Genomic DNA, 22575 nt, shown 5'->3' with positions numbered 1-22575 from the left:
GCTCGCTCTACCATTTCTTCCCATGAGGAACACGGTCCGCGAACGGGGCGATTCGGAGGCTCTGCTCCGCCGGATGGCCGCCCGCCGCCGCCGTGACAATGCGATAGTAGCGATTCTCGCGGTGCTGGCCGTGCTCGGCGGCGGGCACGCGCTGCACGATTTCTTCACCCCGGCCCCGCCGGGGCCCTCCGACGATTCCACGGCGGCGCTGATCGGGCGCGCGCAATTGGCCGGTTCGTTCGCCGGGCAATTCGTGGTGAGTTATCTCTCCGCGAATACCGCGCAGCGGGAGAAGCTGAGCGAGTACGCCGCCGTCGGGAATGTCGCGCTGCCGTCGAGCGGCAGGCCGGTCACCGACCCCGCGGTGGTGTACGTGGCGCGCACGGTCTCCGGCGGCGGGCTCGACGTGTGGAGCGTGACGGTCTCGGTGCGGCACGGCGCGAAGACCGGCGCGGCGGAGGGCGAGCCGAGGCAGTTCTACCGGGTCGCGGTCTCGACCGCGGCGGGCAGGCTGCGCGCGCTGGCGCCGCCCGCGCTGGTGCAGCCGCCCGCGCGCGGCGCCGACCTGAGCCTGGCGTACGGCGCGCCGTGCGGCCAGGAGACCCCGCTGCACCAGGTGGCGACTGGTTTCCTCGCCGCCATGCTGGCCGGGAGCGGCGATATCGCGCGCTACACCGTGCCGGGCTCGGCGATCGCCGCGGTGCAGCCGGCGCCGTTCAGCGCGGCCGAGGTGACGGCGGTGGACTCCGACGACCGCAGCTGCGGCGCGGAGAGCGCGCGGGCCCGGCTCTCGGTGCAGGTGAACCCGAAGGTCGACGGCGCGGCGGCGGCGACCCTGGTCTACCCGCTCACCCTGGTGCGCACCGGCGGGCAGTGGCAGGTGGCCTCGATCGACCCGATCCCCGCGCTGACCGAGCCGCTCACCGTCGTCACCGGCGGCGAACCCGGCGCCGCGAACCCGGTGCCCGGGTCGGCGGCAGCGGCGACGACGACCGCGCAGATTCCGCCGCCGACCCAGAACTGAGCAGAGAAGAGATATTCCCATGAGCAGCTTGACCAGCATTCTGGTGATCGTCCTGAATTTCGTTCGATGGGCCGGGCTCATCGTCATCGCGATCGTCGCGATCGGAATTCTGATCGCGGAGAGCGCGCGGACCAAACTGGCCGCGACCCGCGTTATCGGCGTCGGCGCCTCCGCGGTGCTGGCCGGTGTCGTGCTCTGGGTGCTGCCCGCGCTCATCAATTACGCCCGCATCGATTCCAACAGCATCGTGCCGAATTTCCCCGTCGGTTACGGTTCATGAGTGACGTCGTCAAGGTCTTCACCCCGATAAAGCGGGTGCCGACGGTCATCGGGAAATCGCAGAACGGGCAGAAGCTGCCCTTCGGGCCCTACACGCTGCCGCAGGTCGGCGGCGGCATGGCCGGGCTGCTGCTCACCGGCATCGGCACCATGACGCTGCCGGCGAACCCGGCGGTCACCTTCCTGATCGGCACCGCGGTGACGGTGCTCGTCGTCTTCGCGAGCGGGCTGGTGCCCTACACCGGGGTGCGGCTCTCCTCACGGATCTGGTGGATCGGCAGGCTGCTGGTGGTGCGCAGGCCGGTCTCGGCCTCCGGCATGCCGATCGGGACGGACTCGGCGGAGCAGACCACGTTCATCGAGGAGTCGATCGTGCTGCTGCTCCCGGACGCGCGGGGGGCCTAGGCGATGGCATTCGACCGGGATCTGCAACCGACCGCGGCGGTCAGGGGCAATCTCCAGTTCACCCACTCCGGGCTGGTGACCGCGACGTACTTCGTGCAGCCGCTCGGCTACGGGCTGCGCAGGGCCGGCGACAAGGCCGAGGTGAAGCTGGCACACCACGCGCTGGTCAGCAGCCTGCCGGACGGCTCGCTGCTGCTCGGCATCCAGGCCAGGCTGAATACCCTCGACGTGCTGACCAAGATGGTGGAGGGCGTCGACCTGGACGCCTGCGAGGACTACGCCGACGAGGTGGTGGCCTCCTTCGAGCGGATGCGGGCGATCGGGCCGCGCACCCGGATCCACCTGCTCTCCATCCCGGTCGGGGCGGGCAATACCGGCATCTCCGGGCTGGCCCGGGTCTGGCGCGGCAGCACCACGACCATCGACGCCACCGCGATCTCCCGGGCCGAGCTGGACGGCTACGCGGAGAAGGCGAGCGAGATCCTCTCCCGGATCGGCGGCGAGTTCGACCCGGTGCCGGTGCCCGCCTCGCTCTTCCAGTGGCTGTGGGAGCACTACCTCTCGCGCGGCGCGGTGGGCGATCCGGTGGCGCCGGCCAGGGCGGGGCTGCTGGACGACGCCACCGCCGCGGTCTTCCGCTCGGCGGCGCTGGACGAGGGCGCGCGGACCGACGGCAACCGGCGGCTGCGCCCCTCCTTCGTCCCGGTGATCAAGGTGGTGCAGCCGGAGTTCGAGTACCGCCCCTCCTACCAGGCCATGCTCACCCCGCACTCGTTTCCGTACGCGGGCATGGTCTTTCCGGGCGGCAGCGAGTTCCTGACCGTGCTGGAGGCGATGGAGAACGTCACCGTGGACTGGGCGATGCGGATCGCCACCCGCCCCGCCGACCAGGTGCTCAAGAACAACGAGCTGAACCTGCGGCGGCTCGGCGACCAGATGGACCAGCGCGACCAGGAGGTCTCGTTCGCGCAGAACACGCTGGCCGCCAAGGCGCAGATGCTGGGCGAGTACAACACCCACTTCGAGGTGAACAGCGGCGAGTCGGAGATCTCCTTCACCACCGTGATCGCGGTGGGCGGGCCGTCGCGCGAGGTCACCATGGACGCGGTGAACGCGCTGAAGCGGCGGTACAAGCGGTTCCAGGTGGAGCTGACGGCGCCGGTCGGCGCCCAGGTCGACCTGTGGTCGATGTTCGTGCCCGGCAGCCCGCCGCGCCGCGCCTTCGACGATTTCGCGCACATCGTGCCCTCCGACATGTGGGCGGGGTTCGTGCCCTTCACCACCAGCCAGGTCGGCGACGACACCGGGCCGGTGATCGGGGTGAACCTGCTCTCCGGCAATTTCGAGCCGATCCACTTCGGCATCATGGAGGCGGCGCTGCACGATCTCTCCGCCTCCTTCGCGGTGACCGGCGAGCTCGGCTCCGGCAAGTCGTACTTCCTGAAGCTGATGGCGGTGCTGGTGCACGACATGGGCGGGCAGTTCCTCGCGCTCGATCGCAGCCAGGTGGGGGAGTGGGAGCACTTCGCGGGCACCATCGACGACGCGGTGGTGATCGACCTCGCCGACCCGGCCGTCTCGCTGGATCCGCTGCGGCTCTTCGACCCGCGGGTCGCGGGCGAGCGCGCGCTCGACTCCATCCTGCCGCTGCTGGACCTCTCGCCCACCTCGGGCCCCGGCGCCGCCGCCAGCGCGCTGCTCTCGGTGAAGGGCATGGCCGAGCACGGCATCCGGAGCATGCTCGACCTCTACCGCACGGTCCGGCGGCTGCGCGGCGAGGGCGAACTCGGCGAGGAGTACGCGGACCTGGCGGCCCGGCTCGGCACCATCGTGGAGCGGGTGCCGGTGCTCTTCGACCCGGAGCTGCCGCCGCTGCGGCTGGACGCCGCCGCCACCGTGGTGCGCAGCCACAAGCTGGCGCTGCCCAGCGCGGAGGAGCTCACCACCCCGCACCTGTACCAGCGGCTGCCGCTGACCAAGCGGCTCGGCACCGCGCTCTACGAGCTGGTCGGGGTGGCGGCGCGGGAGGCGTTCCTCAGCGACAACGGGCGGTTCGGGCTGCTGGTCGGGGACGAGGCGCACCACTTCACGCAGACCCAGGTGGGGGCCGCCGTCACCTCCGACTTCAGCAGGGACGGCCGCAAGCACCTGGCCGCGATCGGGCTCGCCTCGCACGACCCGGCCACCGACTTCCGCGGCGCGGCGCACAATCTGGTGCCGAACCGCTTCGTCTTCCGGCAGCGCGACGAGGTGCTGGCGCGCAACAGCCTGGACTGGCTCGGCGTCGATCTGGAGGAGGCGCCGTTCCTGCTGCAGGTGCTGCGCGAGGAGACGTCGCCGCCGGTCGGGGCCGGGCGCAAGGTGCCGGAGGAGCGCCGCGGCGAGATGTTCATGCGGGACGCGCTGAACCGGATCGGCCGCGGCAAGGTGCTCGGCCCGGCCCGCCCGGACCGGGCGGCCGCGATCACCAGCACCCCGACCGCCGCGCGACAGACCGTGCCGTGACGCCGGAGCGCGGGGCCGCCGGGCGGACGGTGGCGCGGTGGCGGCGCGGGCGGGCCTGGGTCGGCGCCACCCGGCGCAGGCGCTGGAGCGCCCGGCTGCTCGCCGTGCTCGCGCTCGCGGTGGTGCTGCCCGCCGCGCTCGGCGGCGTGGCGCTGGCGGGCAGCGGCTCGCCGGGCACCCCCGGCTCGGTCAACAGCGCGCTGAGCTGGATGGCGATCCGGGACTCCGCCGGGGTCCCGCTCGCCCAGTACCTCTTCGTCACCGACCGCGGCGGCGTGCTGAACCCGGGCAACACCGTGCTCTCGACCATCATCAGCCTGGAGTTCGCGGGCTGGCTGGTGATCGTGACGACCGCGATCTGGATCATCGGCTACGCCCTCAGCTTCCAGTGGCTCGCCTCGATCGGCTCCGCCCTGGAGGGAGTGGCGACCAACCTGAGCGGGCAGCTCGCCACCCCGATCATGCTGGTCACCGCGGCGGCGATCGGGGCGTTCTTCGTGGCGTACTTCATCGTGCGCGGGCAATCGGCGAAGGCGGTGGCGCAGGTCTGCACCATGGTGCTGGTCGCCATCGCCGGGCCGTTCTTCCTGGCGCACCCGCTGGAGGACGCGCTCGCCGCGGACGGGGTGCTCGCCAAGGGCAGGGACGTGGGGATCACCGTGGCCGCCGGGCTGAACGGCAGCACCGAGGTGAACCCGATGCGGCTGGTGGCGACCATCCAGGCCACGCTCGCCGACAACCTGGCGCGGCGCCCGCTGCAGGTGTGGAATTTCGGGCACGTGGTCGACGACCGGCCCGCCTGCGGCGCGGTCTGGACCGCCGGGATGCTCGCCGGAGACGAGGACCGGGTCAAGGACGGGCTGCGGAGCTGCGGCGACACCACCGCCGCCGGGTCCGCCTCGAACCCGGGGGCGGGGCAGATCGGCGCCGGGCTGCTCATGCTGGTCACCTCGCTGATCATCTGCGGGCTCGGGGTGATGCTGGCCTGGCGGATTCTGCGCGCCGGGATGCGCACGCTCAAGCACGGCATCTACTCGATCTTCGGCTTCGCGGCGGGCGGCTTCGTGTACGGGCCGACGCAATCGTTCCTGGTGTACAACATCGTGGACGGGCTGATCGCCGCCGCGGCCATGGTCGTCAACACCATCGCGCTCGGCGCGGCCTGCCTCTTCTACGGGAATCTGTTCCAGCAGGCCGGCGGGCAGGTGATGGCGGTGCTGGTGATCAGCGCCGGCGCCGGGCTGGTGCTGATCGTGGAGCTGAACGCGCTGAACAAGCGGCTCGCCGGCGGCACCGAGTGGATCGTGGACCGGATCGGCAACGCCATGCGCGGGGAGAACGGCCGCGCCGGGAGCGGCGGTGGTGCCATGGGGACCGGCGGCCACGCGGCCGGCTCGATCGGCGGGCTCGGGCTGCTCAACACACTGGCCGCGGTGAGCACCATCAACAGCTCCCCGGTGACGGAATGGCTGTGGGCCGGGACCAGGAACCCGCTGCGGCCGCGGGCGCGCGCGGAGCGCGGGATGCAGCAGGCGCTGTGGGGGATGTACAACGCGCCCGGCCTCGGCGGCCCCACCGGCTGGATGGTGCAGGCCCAGCTCGGCCGCGAGCAGCTGGCCGTCGCCGCGCGCGCCGGCGCGGTGCACGGCGGCGGCATCGACACCCCGCGCGGCGCCGCGGCGGCGATCCGCAGGCTGCGGAACTCCGGCGGCCTGCTGGACAGCGCCTACGGCGCGCTCACCGGCGCGGGCTTCGCCGACCGCGAGATCATGGCGCGGGCGGTCCGCTCCTGGGGAATGATGGAGGACAACGCCGAGGACGAGACGCTGGCCAACAAGCACCTCGGCCACGTCGTCGCCGCCATGCAGAACGTGGGGCACTCGGCCGACCGGCTGCTCGCGGGCCATGGCGACCCGGACGAGATGGTGTCGCACCTGGCCACCCTGGAGGCGGTCGCCACCCGCTGGCGCAACGCGCACGCGGGCGGGGTCACCCTCGACGGCGGCGCCGCCACCGGCGCGCAGCGCCGCTACGTCCTCGACTACATGCGCAACCCGACCGCGAAGAAGCTGGACGAGCTGAAGAAGGTGGCCGACGGCGACCGCACCAGCGTGCCCGCCGCGCTGCGCAGCATCGACCGGAACGCCGCGGGCCGCATGATGAAGTGGATCGGCAACGAGCACGCGCGGCTGACCACCGAGGCCGTCGACGCCATGATGGCGAACATCTCCGACCCGCAGCGCATGCGCGAGGCCAGGCGCGTGATCACCGCCGCGACCGACACCGACATGTGGAGCTCGGGGGTGGAGCGCGGAACCTGGCACACGGTCACGCCGCCGGGAACCCACCGGCCGGATATGGCCGCGTGGCGCGCCGCGCTCACGCCGGTCGCCGAACGGCTGCGGTGAGCCGCGATGTTCGGTCGATTGCTGATGCTCGCGTGGCTGGTGCCGCGGCCGCGGCGGCGGGACCGCCCGAAAAGGAAGGCGTGGTGGGGTGGCGGGGCTGTGGTCGCGGTGCTGCTCGCGCTACCCGCGGTGGCGCTCGTCGTCGCGGTGGGGCCGGTCGCGACCTCCGCGGCCGACCTGCGCTACCAGTGCGACAGCGCGGTGGGGCCGGATCCGTCCGGTGGCGCCGCCGAGCCGCCGCCGCTGACGGCGGTCACCTCGCCCGGCCGTGCCGCGGTGCCGAGTACCAATCCCTATGCCGAGCTGACGATTCCGCCGGAGCCGGGCTCGATGTCGGCCTGGGAGCGGAGCTGCGTCGCGGCCCTGCGGACCGCCCCCTATCAGGAGCAGCCGTGGGGGTACGGCAACAGCGGGCGCGCGGCCGGATGCGCGCGGGAGCTGGCGCTCGCCCGGGTGGACGGGGCCGGGGACGCGGGCGGGCTGGTCCGGTCGGTGATCTACGGCGCCTCGCTCGCGGCGGCCGCCGGACGCTGCGCGGAGGTGGCGGCCGAGGCCGGTGCGGGCAGCGCGGTGTGCGGGCGGCCGGAGTCCGGCGGTGCGGTGCTGCTGCCGGAATCGATCGCCGCGCAGAGCGGGTGCGGGCAGCGGGTGCACCGCTCCGCGGTCTCCCCCGGTGACCTGGTGTTCTGGGATTTCCAGGGGAATGCCCCGGCCAGGGCGGGGGTCGCGGTGGGGCCCGGGCAGCTGGTGACGGTCGAGCCGGAGAGCGGGCGGGCGGTGTGGCGGGAGCTGCCGTCCGGCGCCGATGTCCGGGTGAAGCGCGTGCTGAGCGGGGCGGGATGACGAGCGCGGAGGTGTGGCCGATCGCGGAGGCGGTCGGCGCGGAGCCGGTGCAGGGGCCCGCGGAAGGGCCGGGGGAGAGCGGCGCGGTGGCGACGCCGTGGTCCGGGCGCGGGCGCCGGGGGCTGCCCGCGCTGCCCGCCGTGCCCGCGATGGGCGCGCCGGGCGCGGCGGCGCCGGTGGCGCCGGTGGTGCCGGTGGCGAGTTCGCCGGGCAGCACCGCGATTCCGGGGCTGCCGGGGATCACGGTGCCCTCGGCGCTGCTGCCGCCGGCGCTGCGCCCGCTCGCGCCGGGTGGCGGGGCGCTGCCCGCGGCGGCCGCTCCGGCTCCGGCGGCGCCCGTTCCGGCACCGCCGCGGGCCGCGCCGGCGCCGGCGGCGGAGCCGCCACCCGCGCTGGACGCCGACACCGTCGCCGCCGTGCTGCCCGCCGCGACCATGGCGGGGACCATGGCGCTCGGCATGCTCCCGACCCTGGCCCAGGCCCTGCTCGGCGGCGGTGGGGGCGCGTCGGGGACGAGCGGCAGCGCGCCGGCGAGCGGAAGTACGGCCGCGCCGGGTGGCGGCAGCACCGCGGCGGGGTTGAGCCCGCAGGACCAGCGGGTGCTCGACGTCCTGAAATCACTGGTGGCCGCCTACGGCGACGGCGACACCAAGGACCCCGAGACGCTCGCCCTGCGGAAGGAACTCGGGCTCATCGGCGGCTCCGGCTCCGGCGCCGAGTCTGTCCGGGCCCGGCAGCTCTACCAGGCCAATTTCGCCCATGCCTACAACGCCCTGGACAACCAGCTCGCCAACTACATCACCCGTACCGCGGGCAGCGGCAAGGTCGACCGCGCCGCCATCCACAACCTGCTCCGCGAGGTCAATGTCGCCATCAACGAGCTCGGCCCGCAGGCCTACACCCGCCAGGGCCAGCAACAGGTCCACAAGATCCTGACCGCGGCCCTGGTCAAGGCCAATGCCATCGCCGGGAACACGCACGCGGGCAATACCGACACCGCCGCCTTCATCAACCAGCTCACCGGCCAGTACCTGAACAACATCGCGGGCAAGAAGACCCCGGCGTCGAGCACGGGCGCCGGTGCACCCGCGGGCGGCAAGGTGAAGATCGCGCTGGACACGGCGCGCGCGCAGTTCGGCAAGCCCTACGTCTTCGGCAACGAGGGGCCGAACTCCTTCGACTGCTCGGGGCTCATGCAGTACGCGGCGAAGGCGGCCGGGGTGAACATCCCCCGGGTGGCGGCGGACCAGTACCGGCTGCTGCCCCGAGTGACCGGGCCGCTGCAACCCGGCGACCTCGTCTTCCCGGCGGATTCCTTCGAGAACGGCAAACCGGGGCACGTCATCATGTACGCGGGCAACGGCGTCTGTTACGCGGCCTCCCGGTCGGGCGTCCCGATCGGCGAGGTGCCGCTGCCGAAGAACTACCGCGCCGCGCGCTGGGCCTGAGGCTCAGTACCCGACGTACCCGCTGCCGTCGCGCAGCCCGACGATCCCGGGCACATTGCTCACCGAGCCGTAGCGCTCGATCGCGTACCGCGTCCCGGCGATGATGTTGTCCACCGGATTCCAGATATCGCCGTGGCCGGGCAGCGCGTAGGCGGCGAAGGTGGGGTCGATGGTCTGCATGAGCCCCTTGGACGGAATGCCGGCGGCGGCATTGCTGTCCCACAGGTTGATGGCGTGCGGATTGCCGCCGGACTCGTGCTGGATGATCGCCGCGATGGCGGCCGGGTCGATCCGGCTGGTGTCGTAGCCGTGCTGCCGCAGCACCCGCATGGCCTCGTCGATCCACTGCCCCTGCTGCCCGCTCGGCCTGCCGCGCGGCGGCGCGCCGCTGCCGCCCGCGGTGACCGGGCGCTGGGTGGCGCGCTTGCGCGGCGCGGATTGCTGCAGATACCGGTCCGCCAGCCCGGCCATCCGGTCGGCGGTGAGCGCCGCCGCGGCCTGCCCCTGGCCGAGCACCGACCCGGCGCGCTGCAGGGCGTTGCCGAGCGTGCCGATCACCAATTGCCTGCCGACCGCGGTGTTCTCCACGCTGCCGAGCGCGGTGAGCGCGGTGTTGACCTCGGCGATGATCGCGCCGATGGCGGCTCTGCCCCGCACGGAGTTGTCGACGGCGCCGTCCAGGATGCGGTTCAGCTCGGCGTTCATGGACTGTGCGGCGGCGCCCCGGTCCGCGGTGCCCCGGCTGTCGGCGGCGTAGCGGGAGCCGAGCGCGCCGTCGACGGCGAGCGGGCCGGTCGGGCGGCCGTCGGCGAGCCGGGGCGGGGCGTACGGCTGGCCGGTGCTCGCGACCGGGGTGCCCTGGCCGTACTGGGCGGCGATCATGGCCAGCGTGCCGAGCGCGGCGGCCGCCATCGGCATGCTCGCGCCGGACTGTGCGGCTATGGCGTCGGTGCGGATCGGGGCCGGGGTGCCGGTGCTCGCGGGGGTACTCGCGGCGGGGGCGGTGGCGGCGGTCTGCGCCGTACCGGCCTGGGCGCCGGGACGCGGTGCGGGCGGGGTGCGGCCGGGGTTGCGGGCGGTGGCCGCGCGGCGCGGCCGCTCCGGGGCGGCGGTCGTGGCCCGGGGAACGGCCGGATCGTCCGGGCCGGGTGGCCGGTGGCCGGATCGGGGGGTGGCCGGATCGTCGGGGCCGGCCGTGGGATCGGGCGGGCGGCCGGGAAACCTTGGCGGGCGGGTCGCGGGCATCAGTACCCCACGTACTTGCGGCCCGCCCGCACCGCCACCACGCCGGGCACATTGCTCACCGAGCCGTAACGGTTGATGGCGTACCTGGCGGCGGCGACGATATTGTCCACCGGGTTCAAGATATTGCGGTGGCCGTCGACGGCCCAGCGGTCGAAGGTCGGGCCGATGGTCTGCATGAGCCCCTTGGACGGGATGCCCTTGGCGGCATTGCTGTCCCAGTTGTTCACCGCGCCCGGGTTGTTTCCCGATTCGTGCTTCGCGATGATCGCCAGCGCGGCCGGGTCGATCTTGCCGACGTCGTAGCCCATGCCCCGCAGGATCTGCACCGCCTGCGCGATCCAGTCGCCGACCTTGCCGCCGGGGAGCCCGCTCAGCGCGGCCGCGGCCGGGGTGGTGTCCGGGGTTCGCCTGCCCGCGATGTTGTTCAGGTACTGGCCGGTGAGCTGGTTGATGAAGACGGCGGTGTCGGTATTGCCCGCGCTCGTAGTGCCCGCGATGGCATTGGCTTTGACCAGGGCTGCGGTCAGGATCTTGTGGACCTGCTGCTGGCCCTGGCGGGTGTAGGCCTGCGGGCCGAGCTCGTTGATGGCGACATTGACCTCGCGGAGCAGGTTGTGGATGGCGGCGCGGTCGACCTTGGTGGTGCCCCCGGTGCGGGTGATGTAGCCGGCGAGCTGGTTGTCCAGGGTGTTGTAGGCATTGGCGAAGTTGGCCTGGTAGAGGCGGCGGGCCGCGACGGTGGTGGCGGCGCCGCCGGTGCCGGGGGCGCGGCCGATCTCCCTGCGCAGGGCGAGGACCTCGGGGTTACTGGTCTCGCCGTCGCCGTATGCCGCGGCGAGCGTCTTCAGCAGTTGCAGCGCGCGCTCGGCCTGCGGGCTCAAGCCCGCCGCGTTGCTGGGTGTTTCGACGGTGGCCGGGCTCGCGGCCGGTGCGGCGCCGCCGGAGCCGAGCTTGGCGAGCGCGTCGGTGAGGGTAGGGAGCAGGTTGAACACCGGGTTCGCGGCCGCGGAATCGTCCGGGGCCTCGGTGTCTTCGTCCGCGCGTCGACGGTCCGGTGCCACCGCTATGCCGGAGGGGGTGGCGGTGAGGGGGGGCGCGACGGTGGTGAGCGGCGGGGGGAGCGCGGTGCCGGTCGGCGCCGCCTGCCGCAGCAGCGTCGAGGGGGCGGTGATCCCGGCCAGCGCCGGGAACTGGTTCGCGGGCGGCGGATTCGCCGCGGCCACCGGGGTGACCTGGGGCTCGGCCGGAGCGAGCGGCCGCACCGGCACCGCGGCCCGGCGCTCACCCCGCGGCGACCACGGCGTCACCGTGACGGCCGCGGCCTCGTCCGCCACCGCCACCTCGGCGTCGGCGCCCTCGCCGGGAGGCCGGAGCCCGGCGCTGGTCACCGGCGCCCGCGCCGGAACGAGACGGGGTTCATCCGGCGCTCCCTCCTCGTTCGCCGCCCGGCCGGTGGGCTCGGCGGCACGGTTCCTCAATCTTGGCCGCTGCCGGTGCCGATCGCGTTCCCACCGGTGGGAATCTCGGACAATGGTGCTCGAGTCGAAAGGGCGAACGCCGTGTCACTGTGGGGCGACATTGCCACCGGGCTGGCATCGACCGCCGGTTTCGCGCTGGGCGGCCCGGTCGGGGCCGCGCTGGCCGGCGCGGTGGTCGGCGGGCTGATAGCCGGGGCGGAGAACGGCTGGGACATGGACGCCGTCCTGAAGGGGGCGACCACCGGCGCGATCGGCGGCGCGCTCACCATGATCGGCGGCGGCGTCGGCGTCGCGGCGGCGCGGGGCGCCATCGGCGCCAAGGCGTCGCTCGCGCTGGCCTCGCCCGCGCAGCTGATGGAGCAGGGGCTCTTCAAGGGGTTCATCCCGCGCGCGATCGGCGGTGCCCACGTCGCCCCGGGAAAGCTCTACGCCACGATGGCGACGCCGCTGGTCACGCCGCTGATGAATGCCGGGATGTCGCTCCTGGTCCCGCCCGGGCAGGGCGCGATCCCGCTGATCGACATCAGCCTCCCGACCTTCCCGCAGGCGATGCCGCGGGTCATGATGCCGGATCCGGCGAAGCTGCCCGACGGGCTCTCGCTCTCCGGCACGGTCGCCGATCACTACCGCAATCTCCCGCACCTCTACCTCGCGAACTGGGAGAGCTTCGGCACCGAGCCGAAGGAACCGCCGCCGAAGACCTGGGCCGTGCCCCCGATCACCGCCGAGGCCGAGGCGAACATGCCGCGCTACGCGCAGCGCGTCGAGCAGCTGGCGGCCACCTACGAGCGCATGCGGGCCTTCGACAACGAGGTCGCCGCCGCCGTCGGCCGGGTGGGGGAGCAGGCCGCCGCCGGGCAGCAGATGGTCGGATCCCAGGTCGAGGTGCTCACCGCCATGGCGCAGGTGCATCCGGCCGATACCGCCACCATCGACTCGCTGGTGCAGGAGAAGGTGCTGCGGCCGGTCCCGCCGCCGCCCGGCGGCCCGGTGATCTCCGAGGACAACTACGTCATGACGGTCATCGAGTCGGTCACCCACCGGGCCGAGACCGACATGCGCGAGATGACGGAGGCGTTCCGCAAGCTGGCCGGTGAGGTCGAGCCACCCGCCACGCCGGCCGATACCGGCGCCGACCCCAAGACCGACACCGAAAACCGTTCGACGACGGACGATTCCACCGCACCCACCGGCCGGACGGACGAGACCGGCGGCCCCACAACGACGAACACCGGAACCACCACCGGCGCGCCGCCCGTCACCACGGTGCCGCCCCTCGACCTGCAGACATCCCCGCCCCTGCTGCAGGACACCGCGGACCCCCGGAGTCCCGGCGCCGTCGCGGCACCTCAGGGCACCACCGCCCCGGCCGCCACCGCGGGGACGAAGGCCGCCGCCGCCGCGCCGGGCTCGGCGAGCGCGCCGGCCGCCACCGTCCCGGTCGCGCAGCAGCAGCCCGCCGCGACGTCGACCATGGGCTCCGGCGGCCTCGACCCGATGCTGCAGCAGGCCATGCTGCAGCGCGCCGCGGCCGAGCAGGGACGGGGATCGAACCGCGGCGACCGGGAGCGGGAACGGCGCGGCTCCGGTCCGGCACCGGCCAAGGCCACCGCCGCCGGGCCCGCCACCCAGACGGCCGCCGCGCCGCGGCCGGGCACCGTGCAGCCCGCGTCGACCGGCACGACGGCGCAGCCGGCCAATGCCGCGCGTACGGTCTCGGCGCCCGCTTCGACGGCGCCCCCCGCCGCCGGCCCGCCGGCCGGCAGCAACGGGTTGCAGGAGTTCGTCTTCCGGGACGGCCGCACGGTCATGGTGCCGGAGGTGGTCGCGCACGCGCTGTCCGCCGCGGTGAGCGACCACGTCGGCACCGACGCGCGGGCGGCGTACCAGCGCACCGCGCTCCCGCTGCCCCCGCCGGGACAGCCCGCCGGGCTCCCCGTCGACCCCTCCGACCTGCGCACCGGCGATATCGCGCAGTGGCTGCCGCCCGACGACGGCGCGGCGACGGCGGTGGCATCGGCGGCGGCGTCGACCGCCATCGTGGTCATGTTCGACAACGCGCCGCCCGAGGTGATCGTGGCGGGCGAGCCGCGGCCGCTCACCGAGGTGCTGGAGCGCGACGGCGGCGCGTTCGGGGTGTTCGGCGGGTTCCGCCGCCCGCCCGGCGCCGACGCGGGCGCCACCGCCGCACCCGTCGATCCGCAGGCCGCCGTGCCGGTCACGATTTCGGGATAGGAGCGCGCGATGCCGGACTGGGGTGAGGAGTGGGGCTTCGTCGTCGACGTCGGGGTGACCGCTGTCGCCAACCGGTTCCTGCCAGGGAGCGGCGGCGTCGTCAAGATGCTCGGCGCGGCCGCGCTCGCGGGCGGCGCGGGCGGTGCGGCCGGGCAGCTCGTCAGCGGCGACGGGGACCACCTGGTGTCGGGGTTCCTGATCGGTGCGGCGGGCGGCGCGGCCGGCTACGGCGCCGGAAAGCTGCTCCAGGCGGGGGTGGGGCGGGTCGCGAGCGGCCCGAAGACGGCGCTCGACAAGGTCGGCGCCGCCGAGCGCAAGGTGAAGGACGCCACGGAGAAGCTCGCGGACGCGCGCACCGCCGCGACGCAGGCGAAGGCCGACCTCGACGCGGCGAAGGCCGCCGCCGCGGGACGGCCGGGCAGCAAGAAGCTGCAGAAAGCGGAGCAGCAGGCGGAGGCCGCGCACAAGGCGGCGGTGACCGCGCGGCAGGACGCGAAGAAGGCACTCGGCACGGCCCGCGCGGACCGGGCCGCGGTGCCGGAGCCGACGGGGGCCAGACGGCTCCTCGGCCAGCACGGGGACCGGCTCGCGCAGTCCCTCGGCTCGGGGTGGCTCAAGGCGCTCGGGGTCGGGCTCGGCTCCGGCACCTTCGTGGCGCTGTGGGATATCCGCCGGGAGGCGGCGGCGCAACCGGGGCAGGACCCCGCCATCGAGTTCGTCTGGGTGGGCCACCACGTTCCGCAGTACCCGACGCCGCCCTTCGACCCCGACCCGATGTACACGGCGACCGGGGACGGCTTCCTGCTGCAGCCCGCCGGGCTGCCCACCGAGGTGGCGCAGTGGCACGGCGGCAGCGGGGACTCGGTCGCCACCGCGCTCTCCGAGAACTACGAGCTCTTCGGCGATCCCAGCAAGAAGACGGCACTGGACGAGAAGGTGATCCCGCGCTTCGCGCCGCTGGAGACGACGACCGGCTCCGGCGCCATCCCGGCGAACTACCCGCAGGTGGTCGACCGGCTGAACGCGGCCGCCGGGCGCTTCGACACCATGCAGAACACCATCCTGAACACGGTGCTCCCCACCCAGGACGAGATCACCAAGCTCGGCCGGGCCAATATCGCGGGGCTCATCGACGGCATGAACCGGCTGGTCGCGGTGAATCCGGGCGGGAACTTCTCCGAACTCGTCGCCAAGGCGCTGACCGACGTCAGCGACAACACCGCGGGGCGGCAGCGGGACTCCGGCACCAACGCCGACGGCGTGCCCGATCCGGAGAAGGTCACCGACAGCGAGGCCGTCCGGAAACTGGCGGAGGAGCTGGCGCGCTCGCGCGAGCAGGGCGGGACGTCGACCGTCGCGCCCGGCACCTCGCCCACCGACTACGGCCTGCCCGGCATCGACGGCTCCACCCTGCCCGGCTCCACCCTGCCCGGCATCGACGGCACCGGCACCGGCACCGGCAGCGGCACCGATTCCGGCCGCACCGCCGATGCGCTCGACCGCGCGGTGCAGGCCGCGCAGTCGGCGAACCAGCCCGCCCCCGCCACGCCCGTCACCCCCGGCACGGTGCCGGGGGTGAACCCGGGCGGCTCGATCGGCTCCGGCCTCGGGATGGGGTCGGGCCTGGAGATGCTGCTCCCGATGCTCGCCCAGCAGGCCATGGCCAGGAACTTCGCCGACCAGGACCGCGATCTCGGCCGCGACCTCCGCGACCCGGACCGCGGGAACCGGCCGCCCGCCGTGCAGACCCCGCCGATCACCGCGCCCACCACCCCGGCGCCCGCACCGCAGGCCGCCGCGCCGGGCGCGACCCCGGCGCCGCAGGCCAACCCGGCCGTGCACGCGCCGAACACCGCGCCGGGACAGCCGGGAGTGGTGGCGCCGGCCCGGGTCGCGGGCGAGGACGGCAAGGTGCCCTACGACTTCCCGGACGGCAGGCACCAGCGGGTCTGGCCCGCTGTCGCGGAGGCGCTGGACGCGGCGTTCGCGGACAGGGAGCACACCGATGCGCACGCGGCCTACGCGAATACCACGGCGAAGTGGAGCGAGGTGAAGGCGCTGGAGCGGGTCGACCCGTACGCCATGCAGACCGGCGATATCGCCACCTGGGTCTCGACCGCGAGCCCGGCCGGCACCGCGCCGATGGAGCCGCCGAAGGCCGAGATGTCGACCGGCGCACCGCCGCTCGGCGCGAGCGTCAGCGGCCCGGGGAGCGGCGATGTGCCACCGCCGCAGGATGGCGCGCGCGCCACCGCGCCCGGTGCCGACCGCACCGCGATCGCCGTGGTCTTCCCGGCCGAGGAGGGCGGCACGCTCGAGGTGGTCGTGCAGGGTGAGCTGCGGCCCTTCCAGGCCGAGCTGGCCGATGCCACCGGGCCGCTCGGCGATTTCGGCGGCTTCGCCCATCCGCCCGGGGTCGGGGCCGCCGCGCCGCGCGGCGGCGAGCAGGTGCCGGTCGGTGCGGGCGACCCGGTCGCGGTGCCGGTGGTCTGAGGGAGGGAGCCATGGTCCTGCATGTCGATGTCGACGAGCTCGTCCGCACCGCGGCGGCGCTCGCCGCGCTGGCGCGCGCCGCGGGCGGGAACGTGCCGGGCGGCTGGGTGGTGCCCGCGGGCGCGGACCCCATCTCGGCGACGGCGGTGCCGCGGCTGAACGGCCAGGCCGCGGCGCTCTTCAACGAACTCGGCGGGGTACTCGGCGAGATCCAGCGCACCGCGAGCCAGGTCGGGGCCGCGGCGGTGGATTACACCGCCACCGACGCCGCGGGCAGCCGGGCACTCGGCGGCAGCGGCGGCGAGCGGGCCGTCAACCCGGTGCCGGAGATCGTGCCGCTGCCGCCGCGGCTGCCGCCCCCGGCCGGCGGCGTGCCGGAGGCCACCGTCGACCCGCTGACCTTCGCCCGCGCCCTGCACACCGGCCCCGGCCCCGGCCGCGCGACCGAATTCGCGGGCACCGTGCGCAATTTCGCCACCACCCTGCTGGCGGGCACGGCCCCGGAGCTGACGGCGGCCGCGGGCACGCTGCAGGGCTGGACCCCGGTCGGCGCCGCGGCGAGCACCGAGCTGCTCGCCCAGCACGGCAGGCTCACCGGGCTCGGCGCCCGGCTCGGCACGCTCGCCGACGGCATCGACAGCTACGGCACCGCGTTCCGGCTGGCCAAGGCGAAACACCCGACGCCGCAGGAGATCCTGGCCGCGCGGCGCAAGCTGCTCACCGCGCTGCGCTCGAAGGACGCCGTCGGGACCGAGCTGGCGCTGGCCGAGTTCCAAGAGCAGAACGCGCGCTCGGCGGAGACCATCACCGGCTACACCGGCGCCGTCGAGTCCACCGTCGCCGCGGGTGCGGCCGCGGCCGGCGCCGGAGCGGACGAGGCGTCGGGACAGGGCGATTCGAGCATGATGAGCGCCATGCTGCCCGCGCTCATGAGCGCCATGAGCGGAATGGACGGGCTCCAGGGCGCCGACGACTACGACGACATCGGCTACGACGACTACGGCTCCGACGACGGCTACTACTCCGACGACTACGGCATCCCGAGCTTCACCGGCGCGGGCCCCGGTGCGCCGGGCGGACCCGGCGGCATCCCGGGCGTCGACGCCGGAATCCCGGCCGACACGGCGTTCGCGGTCGGCGCCATGCCCATGGTGAGCGGCACCGGAACCGCGCCGAGCACCGCCGGGCTCCCGCGCGCCTCGGTGATCGAGCCGCTCGGCGGCGGCTCCCAGGCCGGGGCCAACGGGTCGCGCGCGGGCAGCCCCTACATGCCCTACATGCCGATGGTGCCCGGGATGGGCGGCGGCCAGGGCGGTGGGGGCGGCGACCGCAACCGGGTGGTGGCCTGGCACCCGGACCGGCTCATGTACGTCGACGACACCCCGCACACCGACCCGGTGATCGGCGAACGGCCGAGCATCGCCCCGACGGTGACGCCGCCGACCCCGGCGCCGCCCACCCAGCAACCGCCCCCCGGAGGTACCGCATGAGCAGCATCCACCCCGACGTCCAGGCGGCCCTGGACGCCGCGCGCGACCTGCGCCACCGGATCGCCGACATGCGGGAGCGGATCGACGCCATCCGGGCGCGCAGGCCGTCGCCGAGCGGTGCGGTGATCCCCGAGGTCGACGCCATGGGCCACCTCACCGACCTGTACCTGGCGCCGGGCACCACCGCCCGGTTCACCGGCGCCGAGCTGGCCGCCGAGATCATGGCCGCGATCCGGGAGAGCTCCGCGGACGCGGCGCGTCAGTACCGCGCCATCATGGACGACACCGCCGAGCCCGCCGCGCCGGTGCCGTCGTGACCGTCGGCTCCGAGCTCGGCGAGGTCACCGTCGCCGACACCGTGCGCTGGCTGCACGAGGAGGGGCTGGTGCGGCTGGCGGCCGTGGCCGACCAGGCGCTGCGCAATTTCTGCGCCTTCACCGTCGACGTGCGCACCGGCCGGGTCGCCGCGCACCCGGAGACCAGCGGTGAGGAGGGCGCCGAGGTGACCACGCTGGCCGCCGACGACCTGCCGCACCCGGTCGGCTCGGCGCAGCGGCTGGTGATCGTCGGGGTCACCGTCGCCGAGGAGGTGCTGGTGGTGGATCTGGCCGCCACCCTGGCGCTCGCCATCAACGCCGACCGGCCCGCCCTCGCCGCCCGCTCCTGGGTGCTGCAGCTCATGCTGAACCCGGAGGTCACGGTCACCACCAACAGCGCCGAGGTGGCGACGGCGGACAGCCCGCGGCTGCGGCAGAGCTTCATCCCCGGCAGCGGCGCGACCGTGGTGAACATCGACGACGACCGCCCGCCGCTCACCGCCATCACCTTCAACCCCGCCGACGACGGCCCCGACCACCTCGACCTGGAGCCCGACGGCACCGGCGAGATGTACCTGGGCAGCCGGTTCTGGCGGCTACGGCACGTGCTGTGCGTCGCGGACGAGCCGTGGGCCGAGCTCGCGCGGCAGCTGGACGAATCACCCGAGGAGGACGCATGACCGACGAACCGGTGTTCCGGGACGACGAGGAGGCACCGGAGGCCGCCGAACCCGACTGGGAGCACGCCGTCTACGAGGTGTTCAACCCCGAGCACACCGTCGGCGTCGCCTGCGACCGGGACGGCGAGGTGGTCGGCATGCACCTCGCCGACGACGCCGGGGAGAACGGCGAGCCCTGGCTGGCCGCGGAGATCCTGCGGGTGGCCCGGCTGGCGCACGAGAAATCGCGGGTCGGGCTGCGCGCCGAGATGGAGTACAAGGGCACCCGGCCCTACACCGTCGACTCCTTCGACCTGCCCACCGAGGAGTCGTACCGCGCACTCGAGGCGGCCGAGTTCGGCAGGGCGCGTTCGTGAACCTCGATATCGACGACCCGGACGAGGTGATCGCGGCGGCCACCGGATTCACCGCCGCCATCGACACCGTCGGCGAGCTGGTCACCCTGGTCACCGGGGAGCTGGAGCCGCCGCGGCGCCCCGGCTCGGCGCTCGACCGGGTGCTCACCGACCGGCTCGGCTGGATCGTCGAGACCTTCGACGGCGCGCTGCGCAACGACGCCGGCCGCACCGCGCTGACGCTGCGGCAGATCACCGAGACCGCGCGGGCGCTCGGCGCCGTCGATATCGCGGGCGGGGAGTCGGTGCGCGGGACCGGAGCCGGCTGACCCCTCGATGGAACCGGAGCTCGGCAACCCGCACTGGACCGCGATCGTCGGCGGCGACTGGCCCGCCGTCGCGCCCGCGGAGTGGAACGCGCTGGCCCGCATCGCCGAGGCGGGCGCCGCCGGGCTCGACCCCGGCGCGGCCGAGCAGCACCGCCGCGCCTTCGAGGAGCGGGTGCGCTCCAGCGCCGGGCTGCTGCGCGCCAAGGACGAGCTGCTGCGCCAGCGCGGCACGCCGCAGGCCTTCGCGGACGCGCTGCTCGCCACCGCCGCCGTGCTGCGCGACTTCGCCGACCTGGTGTACCGCACGCAGAACCGGATCCTGGACATCGTCGACCGCGCCACCGCGCGGATCGCCGCCGCGAACCGCGGTGCCGCCGCCGCCGAGGACGAGGCGGCGGCGGACGAGCTGCGGGCGCGCATTCCCGGGCTGATCGCCGAGGCGCGGGACGAGGTGGAGGAGGTGGCGCGGGCCGCGCTGCGGGAGACCGGGCCGTCCGGGTTCCCCGGGTTGCAGGTCATCGCGGAGCTGCTCGGCATGCCGGGGCCGTGGGTGCCGGGGAGTCCGGGGGCGGTGCCGCGGCGGGGCCGGCCGCGGGGGCCGTGGCAGCGCGGGCCCCGGCGTCGCCGGGACGGTGGGCCGCCTGCGCCGGGGGCCGACCCGGTGGTGCCGGTGGCGTTTCCGCTGCCCGAGCCCGGTGCGGAGGTGCCGGAGGTGCCGGTCGCGGTGGTGACCGGGGATCCGGTTCCGGTGATGCCGAACGGGTTCGAGCCGACCGGGGGCGCGCCGGACGTGGCCGCGCCGGGCCCGCCGGCACCTGGCGCGCCGGTGCCGGGCGGAGCGGGGTACGCGCCGGTGGTGACCGGTCCCTCCGATCGGCCGGGTGGCGAAGGCCATCCCGGTCCCGTCGGGGGAGCGGAACCGGATCGGAGCGGGCCCGCCGTGGCCGCCGCCCGGTCCGGGCCGGGGGAGCGCGCGGTGGGGTTCGATCCCGCGACCCTCGCGGGCGGTCCCGGTGCCGAGGCCACCGAGCTCACCCGGTCCGGTATCGAATCCGGTTCCGGCGCGGTGCCTTTCGCGGCGCTTCCTGCGGTGCTCGGGCAGTCCGGCGCGGCGGGTGCCGGGCCCGCGGTGGCCGGACCGGGCCGCGCCGGCGCGCTCGGTTCCGGCTCGGCGGCCGGCGCATTCGGCCCCGGCGCATTCGGGTCCGGAGCAGCCGGTTCCGGCGCGGCCGGTCTAGGAGCGGCTGGTTCCGGCGCGGCCGGTAGCGGTGCAGCCGGTTCCGCGGCCGGTACCGCCGCGCAGGGGTCCGGTCAAGCGGGCCGGTCCGCGGGCGCGGCTCCGGCGGACAGCCGCGGCCTCGGGCCGCCCCGCGTCTCGGCGGCCGGCCATCCCCCGAACGCCCCCGGACCACTCCCGCCCGTCCCGCGCACCCGCTCCACCCGCGACTCCACCGGCAGCGACGACCTCATCCGGGAAACGGTCGGCGCCGCCATGCTCTTCGCCGCCGAGCCCTCGTTCGTGCTCGGCGAGCGCGTCGACGGCGACCTGGTGCTGGCCCGCACCCTGCTCGCCGGCATCCTCGCCGCCACCCCGGAGCTGCTCGGCGTCTCCTGGGCGGTCGCGGTGCTGCGCAGGCCGTCGGGGGTGAGCGCCTTCGTCACCTCGAACGAGGGGCGCGGCTGGCTGCCCGCCGGGCTGTACCTGCCGCGCGAGGTCTCTACGCCGTGGGTGTGGGAGATCGCGGAGGGGTTCGCCTGGGAGGGTATCGCCGACCCGGCGCGGGTGCTCGCCGAGTTCGGGCTCGCGCTCGGCCGCCGCTCCGGGGCCCGGCTCTCGGCGCTCGCCTCGTCGGTGCGGATCGCGCCCGTGCTGCGCGGTCAGCTCGGTGAGGTGGCGCTGGCCGGCGAGGTACCCGCCGCGGCCGCGCTCGACCTCGGCACCGAGCGGCCCGGGCTCACCGACCGGCTCGGCCTGACCGGCGCCCCCGCGCTGCTCGACCGCGCCGCCGCGGTCCCGGAGCCGGAGCTCGGGGCGCGCTGCCTGAGCGCGGCGCTGGACGCGCACACCGGCGTCGCCCGCAGGCGATGGCACACGCCGGAGGCGCTGGACGCCCCCGCGCTGCGCGCGCGGATCCTGACCGCGCTGCGGCAGCGGCGGCCGGTGCCCGAGCCCTGGTGGGCCGAGCTGCGCGACGCCGACGACCTGATCGCCGCCGCCGTCCCCGCCCGCCGCGCCGACGTCGCGCGGATTCCGCTCGGCGAGCTGCGCGCCGAGGCCGCGGACGGGCGGTCCGGGCCGGAGCGGGCGGCGCTGCGCGCCCTCGCCTTCCAGCGCCGCTGCGACGAGCTGGTGCTGCTCCTGGACGGCCCGCCGGACCGGCAGCGGCTGCGCGACGCGATCTATACCCACGCCCAGGTCACCGGGCATCCGGCCTACACCGCCGGGGCCGGAATCCCCACTGGTGGGAATCGCTGAAAATGAGTTGATCGGTACGGGAAAGGATCTGAGCAGGCATGCCGGAAAGCATGAACATCGACCCTGCGGTGTTGCGCCAGCTTGCCGCGCAGCACGATCGGATCGCCCAGGACACCAGGGAGTGGGGGAAGCCGCCCGCCGAATGGCTGGCGAACTTCCTGCCCACCTACGGCAAGATCGCGCAACCGGTCTACGAGGCGCTCGGCCGCTACTACGACGCCAGGCAGCGGGCGGCGGAGAACCTGGCCAGGGAGCACGACGACACCGCGGCCGCGCTGCGCGCCTCGGCCGACACCTACGAGCAGACCGACGCGGACCTGGCCGCGCGCACCCGCGCCGCCGGCGACGAGGTCGGCGAGCGGACCGGAACGCCCTCCGCCTCCGCCCCCGCCCCGGTCACCGCCGACACCGGTCCGGCGCCGGTCTCCGCCGCACCCACCGCGCAGCCGATCGGTGACCCCGCGCAGGCCGCGCCGGCGGCGACCGACGGCAGCGCCCCGGCGGCGCCGGGCACGACGGCCCCGGCGGCCGCGCACGGGTTCCTGGCGATCACCGCGCTGCACTGGCTCGGGCCGGAGCCGGAGC

General features: G+C 74.9%; 18 protein-coding genes. 16 read left to right on the top strand and 2 right to left on the bottom strand.

From position 1 onward, the window contains the following. Window positions 1–22 precede the first annotated feature (22 nt). The 7 genes from AB0H71_RS27135 to AB0H71_RS27105 are packed head-to-tail and all read left to right on the top strand — an operon-like array spanning window position 23 to window position 8912. Window positions 23–1024 carry a conjugal transfer protein gene (locus AB0H71_RS27135; protein WP_357026414.1) on the top strand — a complete coding sequence of 334 codons (1002 nt, stop codon included), beginning with the start codon at window positions 23–25 and terminating at the stop codon, window positions 1022–1024. A gap of 19 nt (window positions 1025–1043) precedes the next feature. Next, on the top strand, window positions 1044–1304 hold the full coding sequence (locus AB0H71_RS27130) for a hypothetical protein (RefSeq protein WP_357026412.1): 261 nt from the start codon (window positions 1044–1046) through the stop codon (window positions 1302–1304). Continuing rightward, window positions 1301–1708: a hypothetical protein gene (locus AB0H71_RS27125; protein ID WP_357026410.1), complete on the top strand. Its 408-nt coding sequence runs from the start codon at window positions 1301–1303 to the stop codon at window positions 1706–1708. Before AB0H71_RS27130 ends, AB0H71_RS27125 begins: the two co-directional genes overlap by 4 nt. A 3-nt stretch (window positions 1709–1711) precedes the next feature. Next, window positions 1712–4213, top strand: coding sequence for an ATP-binding protein (locus tag AB0H71_RS27120; RefSeq protein WP_357026408.1), 2502 nt, complete (start codon window positions 1712–1714; stop codon window positions 4211–4213). Continuing rightward, entirely contained in the window at window positions 4210–6621 is a 2412-nt protein-coding gene (locus AB0H71_RS27115) for a hypothetical protein (RefSeq protein WP_357026406.1), read from the top strand. Before AB0H71_RS27120 ends, AB0H71_RS27115 begins: the two co-directional genes overlap by 4 nt. 6 nt (window positions 6622–6627) lie before the next feature. Beyond that, window positions 6628–7464: a hypothetical protein gene (locus AB0H71_RS27110; RefSeq protein WP_357026404.1), complete on the top strand. Its 837-nt coding sequence runs from the start codon at window positions 6628–6630 to the stop codon at window positions 7462–7464. After that, a complete protein-coding gene (locus AB0H71_RS27105; RefSeq protein ID WP_357026402.1) occupies window positions 7461–8912 on the top strand; it encodes a DUF4226 domain-containing protein in 1452 nt (483 codons plus the stop codon). Before AB0H71_RS27110 ends, AB0H71_RS27105 begins: the two co-directional genes overlap by 4 nt. A gap of 3 nt (window positions 8913–8915) precedes the next feature. On the opposite strand, the gene AB0H71_RS27100 is transcribed toward AB0H71_RS27105, so the two are convergent. Then, entirely contained in the window at window positions 8916–10157 is a 1242-nt protein-coding gene (locus AB0H71_RS27100) for a transglycosylase SLT domain-containing protein (protein ID WP_357026400.1), read from the bottom strand. Continuing rightward, complete coding sequence (locus AB0H71_RS27095) at window positions 10157–11635, bottom strand: DUF4226 domain-containing protein (RefSeq protein ID WP_357026398.1); 1479 nt, start codon at window positions 11633–11635, stop codon at window positions 10157–10159. The genes AB0H71_RS27100 and AB0H71_RS27095 overlap by 1 nt, the downstream gene beginning before the upstream one ends. An 81-nt stretch (window positions 11636–11716) precedes the next feature. On the opposite strand from AB0H71_RS27095, the gene AB0H71_RS27090 reads away from it, so the two are divergent. The 9 genes from AB0H71_RS27090 to AB0H71_RS27050 all read left to right on the top strand — a co-directional run. Beyond that, the gene (locus AB0H71_RS27090; RefSeq protein ID WP_357026396.1) at window positions 11717–13870 is read left to right on the top strand and encodes a hypothetical protein; all 2154 of its coding nucleotides are present in this window, start codon (window positions 11717–11719) and stop codon (window positions 13868–13870) included. Between the two features lie 9 nt (window positions 13871–13879). Further along, window positions 13880–16363: a hypothetical protein gene (locus AB0H71_RS27085; protein WP_357026394.1), complete on the top strand. Its 2484-nt coding sequence runs from the start codon at window positions 13880–13882 to the stop codon at window positions 16361–16363. Window positions 16364–16374: 11 nt separating this feature from the next. After that, window positions 16375–17853, top strand: a complete 1479-nt coding sequence (locus AB0H71_RS27080; protein ID WP_357026392.1) for a hypothetical protein — start codon at window positions 16375–16377, stop codon at window positions 17851–17853. Beyond that, window positions 17850–18170 (top strand): hypothetical protein, encoded by a 321-nt coding sequence (locus tag AB0H71_RS27075; RefSeq protein ID WP_357026391.1) that lies wholly within the window; start codon window positions 17850–17852, stop codon window positions 18168–18170. The genes AB0H71_RS27080 and AB0H71_RS27075 overlap by 4 nt, the downstream gene beginning before the upstream one ends. Continuing rightward, a complete protein-coding gene (locus tag AB0H71_RS27070; protein WP_357026389.1) occupies window positions 18167–18850 on the top strand; it encodes a hypothetical protein in 684 nt (227 codons plus the stop codon). The genes AB0H71_RS27075 and AB0H71_RS27070 overlap by 4 nt, the downstream gene beginning before the upstream one ends. Beyond that, window positions 18847–19206: a hypothetical protein gene (locus AB0H71_RS27065; protein ID WP_357026387.1), complete on the top strand. Its 360-nt coding sequence runs from the start codon at window positions 18847–18849 to the stop codon at window positions 19204–19206. Before AB0H71_RS27070 ends, AB0H71_RS27065 begins: the two co-directional genes overlap by 4 nt. Beyond that, window positions 19203–19514, top strand: a complete 312-nt coding sequence (locus AB0H71_RS27060) for a hypothetical protein (RefSeq protein WP_357026386.1) — start codon at window positions 19203–19205, stop codon at window positions 19512–19514. Before AB0H71_RS27065 ends, AB0H71_RS27060 begins: the two co-directional genes overlap by 4 nt. Before the next feature lie 7 nt (window positions 19515–19521). Next, window positions 19522–21990 carry a hypothetical protein gene (locus tag AB0H71_RS27055; protein WP_357026384.1) on the top strand — a complete coding sequence of 823 codons (2469 nt, stop codon included), beginning with the start codon at window positions 19522–19524 and terminating at the stop codon, window positions 21988–21990. A 38-nt stretch (window positions 21991–22028) separates the two neighbouring features. Next, window positions 22029–22575 (top strand): type VII secretion target (locus AB0H71_RS27050; protein ID WP_357026382.1); only part of this gene is annotated, 547 nt, incomplete at its 3' end.

The sequence above is a fragment of the Nocardia sp. NPDC050697 genome, from assembly GCF_040654395.1.
Classification (GTDB): Bacteria; Actinomycetota; Actinomycetes; order Mycobacteriales; family Mycobacteriaceae; genus Nocardia.
This window is presented reverse-complemented; position numbering and strand designations above follow the sequence as displayed.

What these genes read in the sequence shown, in the direction of transcription:
- AB0H71_RS27135 (WP_357026414.1), top strand. Translation starts at nt 23, where the DNA reads ATGAGGAACACGGTCCGCGAACGGGGCGATTCGGAGGCTCTGCTCCGC.
- AB0H71_RS27110 (WP_357026404.1), top strand. Translation starts at nt 6,628, where the DNA reads ATGTTCGGTCGATTGCTGATGCTCGCGTGGCTGGTGCCGCGGCCGCGG.
- AB0H71_RS27100 (WP_357026400.1), bottom strand. Translation starts at nt 10,157, where the DNA reads ATGCCCGCGACCCGCCCGCCAAGGTTTCCCGGCCGCCCGCCCGATCCC.
- AB0H71_RS27105 (WP_357026402.1), top strand. Translation starts at nt 7,461, where the DNA reads ATGACGAGCGCGGAGGTGTGGCCGATCGCGGAGGCGGTCGGCGCGGAG.
- AB0H71_RS27055 (WP_357026384.1), top strand. Translation starts at nt 19,522, where the DNA reads ATGGAACCGGAGCTCGGCAACCCGCACTGGACCGCGATCGTCGGCGGC.
- AB0H71_RS27075 (WP_357026391.1), top strand. Translation starts at nt 17,850, where the DNA reads ATGAGCAGCATCCACCCCGACGTCCAGGCGGCCCTGGACGCCGCGCGC.
- AB0H71_RS27120 (WP_357026408.1), top strand. Translation starts at nt 1,712, where the DNA reads ATGGCATTCGACCGGGATCTGCAACCGACCGCGGCGGTCAGGGGCAAT.
- AB0H71_RS27080 (WP_357026392.1), top strand. Translation starts at nt 16,375, where the DNA reads ATGGTCCTGCATGTCGATGTCGACGAGCTCGTCCGCACCGCGGCGGCG.
- AB0H71_RS27085 (WP_357026394.1), top strand. Translation starts at nt 13,880, where the DNA reads ATGCCGGACTGGGGTGAGGAGTGGGGCTTCGTCGTCGACGTCGGGGTG.
- AB0H71_RS27130 (WP_357026412.1), top strand. Translation starts at nt 1,044, where the DNA reads ATGAGCAGCTTGACCAGCATTCTGGTGATCGTCCTGAATTTCGTTCGA.
- AB0H71_RS27065 (WP_357026387.1), top strand. Translation starts at nt 18,847, where the DNA reads ATGACCGACGAACCGGTGTTCCGGGACGACGAGGAGGCACCGGAGGCC.
- AB0H71_RS27125 (WP_357026410.1), top strand. Translation starts at nt 1,301, where the DNA reads ATGAGTGACGTCGTCAAGGTCTTCACCCCGATAAAGCGGGTGCCGACG.